A 12,562-nucleotide genomic window follows, 5' to 3' on the forward strand; every position below is an offset into this window, starting at 1 on the left:
GCCTGGGTGATCCGCATCATGAGCCATCGGGTGTCGGGTCATCGCGCTGCGAGGTCATGATCCCTTGCTCGTCACCGCGTCGTGCGCGCCGTTGACCGCCATCGGATACCTCTGATATACCTGGGGTATCCCAAAGGAGGGTTCATGAAGATCAGACAATGGCGTCGGTCGGTGTTGGCAGCTGTGGCGATCACAGCGACACTCGTGTCGATTTCCGCTTGCTCATCGAGTGCGACGACTACTTCATCCAGCGGTCCGATCACCATCGGGATGTCTCTCCCGCTGACCGGACCTGTTGCCGATGTGGCGTTGGGCGGGTACCAGGGCTATCAGCAGTGGGCCGCCGACGTGAACGCGTCGGGCGGGCTCCTCGGCCGCAAGATCCAACTCAAGGTCCTCGACGACGGTTTCAGCGAGAGCGCCGTCGTGACCAACTACACGAAGCTGATCAGCCAAGACAAGGTCGATCTTCTTCTTGGTACCTTCTCGTCGCTTCTCAACGGACCGGCCTCTGCCGTGGCTGCACGGCAGAACATGGTCTACGTGGAGCCGTCGGGCGGCAACGAGGCGCTGTTCACTCGCGGTTTCAAGAACTTGTTCTTCGCGCAACCCGCGACGACAGCGACCCTGCCCGATCAGTTCGTCGCCTATATCAAGTCGCTCTCGACCAACGAGCGCCCGAAGACGGCGGCCTACCTGGCTCAGGACGACCCGGCCACCGGTCCCGCCGTCGACACCTTCCAGAAGAAGCTTGAGGCGCTTGGTGTCAAGACGGTCTACAAGGACGTGTACTCGCCAGATACCTCGTCGTTCGACCCGATCGCGTCGGCGGTGGTTCAGGGTAAGCCCGAGCTGATCATCCACGGAGCCATCGCCGACGACGGCATCAGCTTCATCCGCTCTTTGCAGAAACTGAACTACAGCCCCAAGCTGTTCTTCCAGACCGGAACCCCTTCCGGGCCGGGATTCGCCGAAGGAATCGGCGCGACGAACACCGAGGGGATCTTCACCGCGGTTGGATGGAGCGCGGCGGCCTCCTACCCCGGCAACGCGGAGTTCGTCGCGGCATACACCAAGAAGTTCGGTTCGGCGCCCACCGAGGACGCGGCGAACTCCTACACGGCAGGGCAGGTGCTCGCCGCCGCGGTGAAAGCCGTCGGGAGCATCGCCGACCAGAAGGCATTGTCGAGCTGGTTGCACTCGCACACGGTCGACACGATCGTGGGGCCGTTGAAGTGGGACAAGACGGGGGTGCCCCTCGGCACGCTGCTCTTGGCCCAGTGGCAGAACGACAAGCTCGAGATCCTTCGGCCGCAGCCTGCAGCGACGACCAAGACCGTCGTCTTCCCCAAGCCCGCCTGGCAGGGGTGATGACGACACTCCTGCAGACGCTGGTGTTCGGGCTGCTCATCGGAGGCGTCTACGCACTGATGTCGACGGGGCTCACACTGGTCTTCGGCGTCATGAAGATCGTCAACATGGCCCAGGGAGCCTTCCTCGTCCTCGGTGCCTACCTGTCGTACAGCCTCTGGCATTTCGCCGGAATCGACCCCCTGATCGGCGCGTTCATCGGCGCGCCGATCATGGCGGGGATCGGCGTTCTGCTCTACAAGACGGTCATCGAGAGAGCGCAGCGCATCGATCGAGGGCTCGCCATCGTCGCGACCTTCGCCCTCGCCCTGATCCTCGAGAGCATCATCGCTCTCATCTGGGGTCCGGATCCTGTGAGCGCGACGCCCACTTACTTCAACCAAGCACTGACCGTCGGCGCGATCGTGATCCCGAAAGCGCAGCTGTACGCGTGCATCCTGGCGGTGCTCATCACGGCGGGTTTGACCGTATTGATCCGACTCTCATGGCTCGGGCGCGCGATCACGGCGGCCTCGGAGAACCCGGAGGGCGCGAAGCTGGTCGGTGTCGACCCGGCAAAGGTCGGCACCTGGATCTTCGCGATCGCGATCGCGACGACGTCGTTCGGGGGGGCCGCGTTGAGCTTCCTCTATCAGTTCGTTCCCGACACTCAGGACTCGTGGATCGGCCTCACCCTCAGCGTGGTGATCCTCGGCGGCCTGGGGAGCATTCCCGGGGTCGTCGCGGGCGGAGTGGCCCTCGGTCTGGCCGAGGCGTTCACCTCCACCTACCTCTCGATCCAGTGGACGACGGCGGTGCCGCTCATTCTGATTCTTCTCGTTCTGTTGGTCCGGCCTCAGGGTCTTGTGGCTTTCCGCAGCCGTGAGGATGTCGCCTCATGACGTCGGTTGGCCGGTCCCGGGCGATTCGGGTGGTGTTGCCACTGGCAGGCTTCGTGCTGCTCGCCCTGTTCCCGGTGTTCTCGAACAACCTCTACCTGCAGAACATGCTTATCCTGACCTTCCTGTTGGCCATCGGGGCAAGCGGCTGGGATCTGATGGGCGGATTCGCCGGATACATCTCCGTCGGCAACAGCATGTTCATCGGGCTCGGGGCCTATACCACCGGGATCATCGCCCAGCGGTGGGGGATCTCACCGTTCATCGCCTGCTTTGCAGGCGGTCTGGTCGCCGCCATCGTGGCGGCTCTGCTCAGCCTGGTCACGCGCCGCACCCGTGGCATGTACTTCGTCATCGTCACCTTCGCGGCACTGATGCTGCTCAAGTGGGTCGCGCAGACCTGGACCCCGATCACCGGGGGAAGCGGCGGGCTTCCGATGCCCATTGCCACCTGGGATCTCGCCTACCAGAACTGGCCGTTCTACTACGCGTTCCTCGCCCTCCTCGCGGTCGTCATCCTCGTCTCGATGAAGGTGCGCAGCAGCAAGCTGGGCCTCGGACTGCTGTCGATCCACGACGATGAGGACAAGAGCACGGGGCTGGGCATTCGCACCGCGGTGTACAAGATGATCGCCTTCGTTCTTGCGAGTTTCTTCACCGGCATCGCGGGCGGACTCTACGGGTTCTACATCTCGTACCTCAACCCGAGCGCGATGTTCGACATCGTCATGAGCATCCTGATCGTGCTCGCCGCGCTGCTCGGCGGCCGGGGCAGCGTGTGGGGGCCTGTTCTGGGGGCTTTCATCATCGAGCCGCTGGCCGAGGTGACGGCGACGACGGTCGGCGGTGCCAATTCCGGCGCCATCCGGTTACTGCTCTTCTCGGGTGTTCTGATCCTCGTGGTGCTCTTCCTTCCGCGGGGAGTGCTGCCGACCATCCGCGGCTGGATCTCTCGGACGGGCGACGCCGAGCGCCTGCGGATCGCGCGGGCCTTCCGCCCTCGAGACACCGAAGCCCGCGGCGCGACGGCGCCCATCTCACGAGCCGAGAGCACTGGAGCCATCCTGGTGGTGAGCGGTCTGGCGAGATCCTTCGGCGGGGTCAAGGCTGTTCAGGGAGTCTCGCTCGCGGTGGGGGAGGGCGCCGTCACGGGCCTGATCGGCCCGAACGGTTCCGGGAAGACCACGCTGTTCAATCTCATCGACGGCACCGTGTCCCCGGATGCCGGCGCGGTCGTCCTCGCGGGTCGAGCGTTGCGGAACGGCGACCGACCGGGGAGGGCCCATGCGGGCCTGGCCCGCACCTATCAGCTCCCCAGATTGTTCCCTTCGATGACCGTGCTCGAGAACGTCGTGCTGCCAGAGCGACGGTTCTCGCTACGGCGGATCTTCGCTGCCCGTGTCACCGTTGCCGAGCGTTCGGAAGCGCACTCTCGACTGGAGAAGTTCGGTCTCGCCGGATACGCCGACATCGGCCCCGCCGAACTGAGCTACGGCCAGCGGAAGCTCGTGGAGCTGGCGCAGGTGCTCACACTCGAGCCGCGCGTGATCATGCTCGATGAACCGGCAGCAGGAATCAGCCCAGCGCTCTCCGCGCGCCTGTCCGAGATCATCCGTGAGGTGAACAGCAAGGGGGTATCGGTATTGCTGGTGGAGCACGACCTTCCGTTCATCGAGGCCCTCTGCGATGACGTCTACGTCATGGACGGGGGCGTCGTCATCGCTCATGGAACCGTTCAGGAGTTGAAAGACGACCCGCTCGTCGTCGAGGCATACCTCGGCCGTTCAGAACCTCTCGAGGTCAGAGGGGCGGCGTCGGCATGATCTCGCTGAGCGATGTGTACGGCGGCTATGGCGGCTTGGATATTCTGTCGGGCTTCGGCATCCAGGTGGAGAAGGGCTCGATCAACTGCATCGTCGGTCCGAACGGTGCGGGAAAATCGACGGTGCTGAAGACCCTCAGCGGAGTGCTCCGCCCCCGGCGCGGATCGATCGTCGTCGATGGGATCGACCTGACCGGAATGTCCCCGACGGAGATCATCCGGACGGGAGTCGTCCAGGTGCCGCAGCGGCACGGTCTGTTCGCGACGCTCACGGTGAGACAGAACGTCATGATGGGCGGCTATGTGGATCGCCGAGCCGCCGGGCGCCTTCGGGCGCGCTATGAGGAACTCGCCGGCATGTTTCCTCTGATCGCGAAGCGTTCGGCCGAGCGGGCCGGGTCGCTCTCGGGCGGGCAGCGGCGCATCGTCGAGTTCGCCCGCGCGATGATGCTCGACCCCAAGGTCATCCTGCTCGACGAACCCACCCTGGGGCTCGATCCCCAAAGCCGCGCAGTCATCCACGAGAGCACCCGAGCCATGAATGCGATGGGAACGACGATCCTGATGGTCGAGCAGAACGTCCGTTTCGGCCTGAGCCTGGCGGATCGAGTGACGGTGATGAGCGCGGGGGCCGTCGTGCTGGAGGGCACGGCCTCAGAGATCGCGGATCATCCGGATCTCATGGGCCTCTTCTTCGGCCACGCTCCCGAGCCACGGGAGTAGGTGACTCGCGTGTCGCAACGTGAGATCGCCCGATCGAACGGCTCGCTGTTCGCGGATGACGGCGCCGATGGATTCCTCCATCGCGCCTTTCTCAGAGGAGAGGGCTTCAACCACGAAGCGGTGCGTCGGCGCCCCGTGATCGGAATCTGCACCAGCTGGAGCGAGCTGAGCCCATGCAATGCGGGCTTGCGCGACGTGGCAGTGGAGGTGAAGAAGGGCATCGCCCAAGCGGGCGGGATCGGGCTCGAGTTCCCCACGATCTCGCTCTCCGAGCCATTCATCCGGCCGACCAGCATGCTGCTGCGCAATCTGATGTCCATGGATGTCGAAGAGATGATCGCCTCCTCCCCGATCGATGGCGTCGTGCTCCTCGGCGGCTGCGACAAGACCGTGCCTGCTCAGTTGATGGGGGCCATCAGCGCGGGCAAGCCCGCCATCATGGTGACGGCCGGACCGCGTCCCGTCTCCTGCTGGCGGGATGCCGCCCTCACCATCGACGAGGTTTGGCCGCTCATCGACGAGCGTCGTCTCGGACGACTTGACGATGATGACTGGGTCGAGCTCGAGGGCAAGCTCAACGTTGGAGTCGGAACCTGCAATGTGCTGGGAACGGCCGTCACCATGGCCGCGATCGCCGAGGTGCTGGGCTTCGCGCTTCCCGGCTCCTCCTTGCACGCCGCCGGCAGCGACGAGCATCTCGGCGCCGCGGTTCGTGCCGGCGCGGCCATCGTCGACGCGGTCGGTCGGGGCGCGGCGCCTGTTTCGCTGGTGACCGAGGAGTCCCTGGAGAACGCGGTCAGGATGGTCTGCGCTCTCGGTGGCTCGACCAATGCGCTCATCCACCTCGAGGCGATCGCCGGCCGGGCGGGTGTCGGGTTGGGGATCGAGCGGATCCGCGAGTGGGCGCGGACCACGCCGCTGCTGGCGAACGTTCGCCCGTCGGGATCCCAGCTCCTCAGCGACCTTCAGTCGGCCGGTGGAGTTCCCGCCGTCGCGCGGGAGCTCGGGGAGTTGTTCCATGCGGGCACGGCGACGGCCGAAGGGCTGAGCTGGGACGTGGCGCGGGCGCGCACGGCGCCTGTTGAGAGCGCCGCCCTTCGAGCGGCCGACGCATCACCCGTCGGGGAGGCCATCGCGGTGCTTTCGGGCAACCTCGCTCCCGGCGGCGCGGTGGTCAAGCCCGTCGCCGGCGGCCTGCGGCATGCCCGCGGGCGGGCGGTGGTCTTCGACGGCGTCGCGGATCTCAATCGCAGGATCGACGACGAGGGCCTCGACGTCGACGCGGACAGCGTCCTCGTGCTCAGGGGGGTCGGTACCCGGGGTGCTCCCGGGATCCCCGAGGTCGGGCACATCCCGATCCCCGCTCGCCTGGCGCGGGCGGGAGTGGTCGACATGCTGCGGGTGACCGATGCGCGCATGAGCGGCACCGCGACGGGCACCGTGGTGCTGCACGTCACTCCCGAGGCGGCGGTCGGCGGCCCCCTGGCGCTGGTACGGGACGGCGACATCATCGAGGTCGACATCGAGCACGGCACGATCGAGTTGCTCGTGCCGGAGGTCGAGCTGGCCGAACGCGACCCGGGCGCCCCACCGGATGCCCCGCGCCGCGGATACGGCTTGCTGTACGACCGGCACGTCCTCCAACCCGACCAGGGATGCGATTTCGACTTCCTCCGGGCGGTGCCTGATGAGTGAGGCCGTCGGTCTCGTGGGGCTCGGGGCCATGGGCGCCCGGATGGCTCGGCGTCTCGTCGCGGCCGGGCATCCGGTCACGGCGTGGGCCCGCGATCCGGCGCGGGCCGCGCTTCTCGCCGGCGACGGGGTCGTATTCGTCGCAACCCCCCGGGATGTCGCGGAGGGGTGCAGCACGGTCGTCGGCTGCCTGCTGGACGACGAGGCGATCCGGAGCGTCTACGGGGGTGGCGACGGCCTGATCGCCGGCGCTGGACCGGGGCAGGTCTTCGTCGAGCATGGGACCTTCAGCCCCGACCTGGCCCGGGAACTGAGCGCGCTGCTCTCCGCCGCGGGGGCGGCCTTCATCGACGCCCCGGTCACCGGTGGTCCGGAAGGTGCCGAAGCGGGGACCCTCGTGGCCATGGCCGGAGGAGACCGGCATACCGTGGATTCCCGCAGGACGCTCTTCGCCGACTACCTCGCATCGGTGCACCACATCGGCGCATCGGGATCGGGACTGCGTCTCAAGCTCGTCAACCAGTTGCTCGTCTCGGTGCACATGGCCGGTGCGGTCGAGGCGGCAGCCCTCCTTCGGTCGGAATCCATCCCGCTCGATGCCGCGCTGCCGGTGCTCATGGGAGGGTGGGCGGCGAGTGCCATGCTGGAACGAGAGCTGCCCCGCGCCATGCGGGAGGATTTCGCCTCGACCGGCGCCGCCATCCAGGGCCTCGTCCCGGTTCAGGATCTGGTAGCGCGGCAGTTCGAATCCGCCGGCATCTCGTCGCGCGTATTCCCCGCCGTCCGCGAGATGTTCCGCGATGCGGTCGCGTGCGGTTTCGGCGCGGACGATCCGGCGCGACTGCTCGACCTCTACCGTCGGGACGGCTCATGAGCGAACGGTTCTCGCTCTCGATCTCCGCGCTACTCCCCGGCGTCCCGCCTCTGGAGCGCGCGGGTCGCGCGGTCGACCTCGGCTATCGGACTCTCGAAACGTGGTGGCCGTGGCCGCAGCCTGTCCCCGGTCCCGTCGCCATGGGCGAGTTCGTCTCCAGCTTCGTCGAGGCTGGGGCTCGACTGCATCTGCTCAACCTCTGGGAGGGCGACGCCTCCCACGGGGGACGAGGCCTGGCCGGACTCCCTGACGCGGGCGAGGTCTTCTGGGCGAACGCCGCGGCGGCCGTCGAACTCGGCTCCGCGCTCGGGGCACGCTATCTCAACGTGCTCGCGGGGAACGTGGGCCCCCGAGGGCGGGCAGCCGGGTTGGAGGTGCTGGAGAGCCGACTCGTGGCGCTTGCGGCTCTCGCGCAGCCGGCCGCGCTCGGCCTGGTCGTCGAGCAATTGAACGCGACCGATCATCCGGACTATCTGCTGACCGAGCCGGACGAGGTGCTCGCGGTCGTCCGCCGAGTCCGGCCCCAGGTAAGCGTCGACATCGGAATGCTCGCCGACGTTTATCACCTGGCCCACTCCGGCGTCGACCCCGCCGGATTCATCGCCGCGAACGAGGCCGATATCGGTCATGTGCAACTCGCCGACTATCCGGGCAGGGGACGACCGGGCACCGGAATGCTCGACATGGCGGGCATCCTGGACTCCGTCAAGGTCGGCGGGTACCGGGGGTTCCTCGGTCTCGAGTTCTTGCCGGCGACCGACGACCCACTGCAGTTGGAGAGCCCCGATCGACTGTGGTTGCAGCTCACCGCCCCCCTCATGAAGGATGTGCCGCGTGAATGACGAGCCCCTCGATGCCGACGTCGTGATCATCGGGGCGGGACCGGTCGGTCTTGCCGCGGGTCTTCTGATGTCGCAATACGGCATTCGCGCAACGGTCCTGGAACGGCGGGCCGAGCGCAACCATCATCCCAAGGCGCGGGGGATACGGCTGCGAGCCAGCGAGCTCGCGAGGCTGTGGGGTCTCGATGACGAGTTGCGCGCCATCGCGATGCCCGCGGAGACGCATCGGTTCATCTACACGGAGACAGTGGCAGGGGGTGAGATCGCGCGCACGGAGTCGATGACCTCCTTGGACAAATCGTGGAGTTCGGTGCGGCCGTATCGTGTCTCGCAGGACCTCCTGGAACAGGCTCTCGAGCGGCATCTGGTCGCCGCGCCGCTCGTGCGCCTGGAGAAGGGCGTGACGGTCGAGTCGATCGCGCAGGACGACGACGGGGTCGAGCTGGCCGTGCGAGATGCGGCACGCGGGCCGGCGCGCATCCGAGCCAAGTACGTGATCGCCGCCGACGGCGTGGGCAGCTCGATGAGGTCCGCGCTCGGGATCGCCTTCGGATCGGATGCCCCGACTCCGTTCTGGCAGAGCATCTACTGGCACGGCGATCTCCGCCCGTACACCGCCGAACGCCCGGCGATCATGTACTACACGCGCTCCGGCGGATCGGGGGGGCTGGTGGGTGTCGCTCCCGCGGGTGGGGAGGATCGCTGGGTCACCATCATCCAGAACGCGCCGACCCGGGAGCGCCCCCCTGCGCTGAGCGAGGAGGAGGCCATCGCGGCCGTGCGCCGTGCGGTGGGCGTCGATGAGCTGAAGGTCGACGTCCTCAGCAGCGAGACCTTCCGGATCAGCGCCGACGTCGCCAGCTCGTACCGGGTTGGCCGCGTCTTCCTGGCCGGTGATGCCGCGCACTCCCTGCCGCCGACCGGCGGATTCGGGATCAACACCGGCTTCGCCGACGTGCACAACCTGGCATGGAAGCTCGCGATGGTGCTCACCGGCAGCGCCCCCGAGTCCCTGCTGGCCAGCTACGAGACCGAGCGCAGACCGGTCGCGCTTTCGAACGCGGCGTGGTCGGTCGGCAACGCCCAGCGGTTCGTGAAGGTGAAGGCGGCGCTGATGGCGGATGACCGCGACGAGCTCCGTCGCCTCCTCGATGATCAGCACAGGCACGTGGATCCGATCGAACAGGATCTCGGGTTCAGCTATGCCCCTGGCTCGGAACCATCCGAGATCGCGGTCGGCACCATTACCTTCGGGGCGAGGGCTCCGCACGCCCCCGTGCTAGTGAACGGAAGAACCGTGTCGACATTGGATGTCTTCGACGGAAGAATGACCGTTCTGCTCGGCGCAGCGGATTCCGTCTGGCTGTCCGCGATCCCGAAGGGGACGACCGTGCGGGTGCTCGGTGAGCCCGGGTTCGAGGGGGCCGACCAGACGCTGGCGGAGCGCTACTCGCTGGGAGAGCAAGGGGCCGCGATCGTGCGACCCGACGGACACGTGGGCTGGCTCACCCACTCGGTAGCGGGTGATCTGCGCCAGCGCTTCGCGGCAGCGTGGGACGCCACGGTCAATGGAGGCCTCGCCGCCGAGAAGGCTTAGTCGGTCGGCACCTGGGCGAAGCCGTTCACCATGGTGCGCGCGACTTCGTTTAGGTGCTCCCGCATGAGTCCCGCCGCCTTGTCGGCGTCGCCCGCACGCACGGCGTTGAGGATGCGTTCATGGGCGGTGATCTCAGCCTGGGAGTTGATGTGCGCTTCGACGTTGGGCATCAGGTAGTGCAGTCGCCGAACCTCGGCGAGCAGGCGTTCGAGCATCCCTTCGGCGCGTCGGTTGTTCGCGAGCTGCGCGGCGGCCAGGTGGAAGCTGCTCGCCGCGTCAAGTGATGCGTGCAAGTCGCCCTCGGCGCCGCGCTGGTCGGACACTCGTGCCGCGAGGATCTCGGCTGCGCTCGGTCCGGACATGCGCGCGATCTCGGCGATGAGGGTGGGCTCGATCATGCTCCGCAGGCCGAAGACCTCCCCGATGTCGTCGAGGCGCAGCGGGCGGACCAGATACCCGCGCCGCGGGAGGTTGACGACCCAGTCCTCTTGCACCAGCAGCCGGAGCGCCTCTCGCACCGGGGTCTTCGACACCCCGTAGGCGGCGGCGAGCTCGGGTTCGAGAAGGATGCGGCCGGGACGCCACTTCGCCTCGATGATCTCTCGGCGGGCGCGCTCATAGATCTGGTCGGTGAGCGACAACTGGGGCGCGGCCGAGGGGGAGGCCTCCGGAGCCTCGACAAGCTTGCGGTACTGCATCTGGAACCCCCAGCCGAGTGTGATGCAACAGTATCAAGCGCGGAGACCTGGTCGCACGAAAATATAGTTGAGATATTCCACCGGTATGGGTAGTTTGAATCGCGCGTGCTCGACGACGAGCAACGGTGAGGAACACAATGCGAATCGTCAGTTTCGGTCCCGTTCGTGCGGAGCAGCCCGGTGTCTTGTTGGAGGATGGGTCGATCGCGCCGCTGGCGCCCCTGCTGCGTGGGATCGGACTCACCGAACTAGGGACGAACGAGTTTCTCGCCCTCTTGGACCACCTCCAGCCCCTGGTAGAAGCGGCGCTGAAGAAAGGTGGCGTCGAGACCGTCGCCGCGGGGTCGGTTCGCCTCGGTCCGCCGGTCACCCGGCCGGAGAAGATTCTCGTCGCGGGGGGCAACTACCAGTCCCATGTGGATGAGGCCATGGGCAGAAAGGACGCCCCCTCCCCGTCTGAGCCGATCATCATCTTCAAGCCGTCCAACACCGTCATCGGACCGAACGACGCGCTTGTGCGCCCCCTGCAATCACAACAACTCGACTATGAGACCGAGATCGGCGTCGTGATCGGTCGGGGAGGCCGCAACATCCGTCGAGAAGATGCCTACGAGCACATCGCGGGTTACATGATCTGCAACGACGTCACCGCTCGTGACCTCGCGTTCAAAGACGTGGCGCTGCACCCGATGTACGCGCAGATGACGCGTGCCAAGGGGATACCGACCGGGGCGCCGTCCGGGCCTTGGATCGCGACCAAGGACGAGATCCCGGACCCCCACGACCTGCGCCTCAGGTGCTGGGTGAATGGGGAGCTGCGTCAGGACGGGCGCAGCGATGAGATGATCGTCGACATCCCTGGCTTGATCGAAGACTTCAGCAAGGTCATCGAGTTGTCGCCAGGGGACTTCATCATGACGGGCACGACGACCGGATGCGGTGCATTCCAGGATCCGCCGACCTTCCTGTTCGAGGGGGACATCGTGCGCATGGAGATCACGGGGTTGGGCGTGATGGAGACGCCGATCATCGATGAGAAGGCCGCGCTCTAGCCTGCCGGCGCGGGAATCAGCAGGTTCGTGATCCGAATAGTGCTGATCAGCGCGCCGCTCTCATCGGTGAGCACCACCTCGTGGCTCGCGATCGTGTTCCCCAGGTGAATGGCGGTGGCGACCCCTGTGATGACGCCGGATCGGACGCCCCGAACGTGCGTTCCGTTGATGTCGAGGCCGACCGCGCTCTTGCCGATCGTCGAGGCGTGAATGACCGCCGCCCATGAGCCGAGCGCCTCGCCGAAGGCCATCGAGGCGCCGCCGTGGAGCAGGCCGAACGACTGGGTGTTGCCGGCGACCGGCATCGTTGCCACGACGCGCTTCGCCGACTGCTCGAGCACCTCGATCCCCATCTTGCGATCGAGGTCACCGAGTTCGATCGTCCATGGCGAGTTGGTCATCGGCGCATCCTCTCGACCCGACGGGGTTGGGGTTTCACGCATGATGTCGAGGTCTGCTCAGCGCGACAACCACGAAAACCTCGCACCGAGCAACTCGCGCCATATGTTCCAGCACCCCTCCGTTTGACTCCCGCCGATTAGGAAGCTTACCGTACGTTCAGTAATCTATCTTTCTGATGAGTGAGGTGACGATGACAGACGTCGGGGCGCACAGCGCCGCATCACCTTCGGTGCGCCTCATGCTCGAACGTGACCGGGCTTCGGAGGCATTGGGTATCACACTGGTCAGCACGGCCGGAGGCAGGGCTGTCACGACCATGACGGTCGGCCCTCAGATGCTCAACGGCTTCGACGTGGTGCACGGCGGTCTGATCTTCGCTCTCGCCGACACCGCCTTCGCCGTCGCCTGCAACGAAGACGACTCCATGACGCTCGCTGCCGGAGCGGAGATCTCATTCCTCCGGCCTGCTCGACTCGGCCAGGTGCTCACCGCGACCGCCGAACTGCGGGCCCGGTCCGGTCGGTCGGGCATCTACGACGTCCAGGTGGTCGACGAGACCGGTGCCGTCATCGCCGAGTTCCGCGGCAAGAGCCGCACTGTCCATCGCTAGG

The 12,562-nt window shown here is 66.6% G+C and carries 12 protein-coding genes; 10 read left to right on the forward strand and 2 right to left on the reverse strand.

Annotation, left to right across the window (positions count from 1 at the left end; all coding sequences use genetic code 11):
* Positions 1–144 precede the first annotated feature (144 nt).
* The 8 genes from ACFPJ4_RS01215 to ACFPJ4_RS01250 are packed head-to-tail and all read left to right on the forward strand — an operon-like array spanning position 145 to position 9,799.
* On the forward strand, positions 145–1,371 hold the full coding sequence (locus ACFPJ4_RS01215) for an amino acid ABC transporter substrate-binding protein (protein WP_386738462.1): 1,227 nt from the start codon (positions 145–147) through the stop codon (positions 1,369–1,371).
* Positions 1,371–2,252, forward strand: a complete 882-nt coding sequence (locus tag ACFPJ4_RS01220) for a branched-chain amino acid ABC transporter permease (protein WP_386738463.1) — start codon at positions 1,371–1,373, stop codon at positions 2,250–2,252. Before ACFPJ4_RS01215 ends, ACFPJ4_RS01220 begins: the two co-directional genes overlap by 1 nt.
* On the forward strand, positions 2,249–4,072 hold the full coding sequence (locus ACFPJ4_RS01225) for a branched-chain amino acid ABC transporter ATP-binding protein/permease (protein ID WP_386738464.1): 1,824 nt from the start codon (positions 2,249–2,251) through the stop codon (positions 4,070–4,072). The genes ACFPJ4_RS01220 and ACFPJ4_RS01225 overlap by 4 nt, the downstream gene beginning before the upstream one ends.
* Positions 4,069–4,794 carry an ABC transporter ATP-binding protein gene (locus ACFPJ4_RS01230; RefSeq protein WP_386738465.1) on the forward strand — a complete coding sequence of 242 codons (726 nt, stop codon included), beginning with the start codon at positions 4,069–4,071 and terminating at the stop codon, positions 4,792–4,794. Before ACFPJ4_RS01225 ends, ACFPJ4_RS01230 begins: the two co-directional genes overlap by 4 nt.
* Positions 4,795–4,803: 9 nt before the next feature.
* A complete protein-coding gene (locus ACFPJ4_RS01235) occupies positions 4,804–6,489 on the forward strand; it encodes a dihydroxy-acid dehydratase (protein WP_386738466.1) in 1,686 nt (561 codons plus the stop codon).
* On the forward strand, positions 6,482–7,360 hold the full coding sequence (locus ACFPJ4_RS01240) for an NAD(P)-dependent oxidoreductase (RefSeq protein WP_386738467.1): 879 nt from the start codon (positions 6,482–6,484) through the stop codon (positions 7,358–7,360). Before ACFPJ4_RS01235 ends, ACFPJ4_RS01240 begins: the two co-directional genes overlap by 8 nt.
* On the forward strand, positions 7,357–8,202 hold the full coding sequence (locus tag ACFPJ4_RS01245; RefSeq protein ID WP_386738468.1) for a TIM barrel protein: 846 nt from the start codon (positions 7,357–7,359) through the stop codon (positions 8,200–8,202). The genes ACFPJ4_RS01240 and ACFPJ4_RS01245 overlap by 4 nt, the downstream gene beginning before the upstream one ends.
* Positions 8,195–9,799 (forward strand): FAD-dependent monooxygenase, encoded by a 1,605-nt coding sequence (locus tag ACFPJ4_RS01250; RefSeq protein WP_386738469.1) that lies wholly within the window; start codon positions 8,195–8,197, stop codon positions 9,797–9,799. Before ACFPJ4_RS01245 ends, ACFPJ4_RS01250 begins: the two co-directional genes overlap by 8 nt.
* On the opposite strand, the gene ACFPJ4_RS01255 is transcribed toward ACFPJ4_RS01250, so the two are convergent.
* Entirely contained in the window at positions 9,796–10,497 is a 702-nt protein-coding gene (locus ACFPJ4_RS01255) for a GntR family transcriptional regulator (RefSeq protein WP_386738470.1), read from the reverse strand. The two genes, ACFPJ4_RS01250 and ACFPJ4_RS01255, sit on opposite strands and share 4 nt — an antisense overlap.
* Positions 10,498–10,772: 275 nt before the next feature.
* Between ACFPJ4_RS01255 and ACFPJ4_RS01260 the strand changes: the two genes are divergently transcribed.
* Positions 10,773–11,549: a fumarylacetoacetate hydrolase family protein gene (locus ACFPJ4_RS01260; protein ID WP_386738471.1), complete on the forward strand. Its 777-nt coding sequence runs from the start codon at positions 10,773–10,775 to the stop codon at positions 11,547–11,549.
* Here ACFPJ4_RS01260 and ACFPJ4_RS01265 read toward each other — a convergent pair.
* Positions 11,546–11,950, reverse strand: coding sequence for a PaaI family thioesterase (locus tag ACFPJ4_RS01265; protein ID WP_386738472.1), 405 nt, complete (start codon positions 11,948–11,950; stop codon positions 11,546–11,548). The genes ACFPJ4_RS01260 and ACFPJ4_RS01265 overlap by 4 nt on opposite strands.
* Positions 11,951–12,189: 239 nt before the next feature.
* Between ACFPJ4_RS01265 and paaI the strand changes: the two genes are divergently transcribed.
* Entirely contained in the window at positions 12,190–12,561 is a 372-nt protein-coding gene (gene paaI, locus ACFPJ4_RS01270) for a hydroxyphenylacetyl-CoA thioesterase PaaI (protein WP_386739751.1), read from the forward strand.
* The last annotated feature ends 1 nt before the right edge of the window (position 12,562 follow it).

Source organism: Lysinimonas soli (assembly GCF_042655435.1).
In the GTDB taxonomy this organism is placed as follows: domain Bacteria; phylum Actinomycetota; class Actinomycetes; order Actinomycetales; family Microbacteriaceae; genus Lysinimonas; species Lysinimonas soli.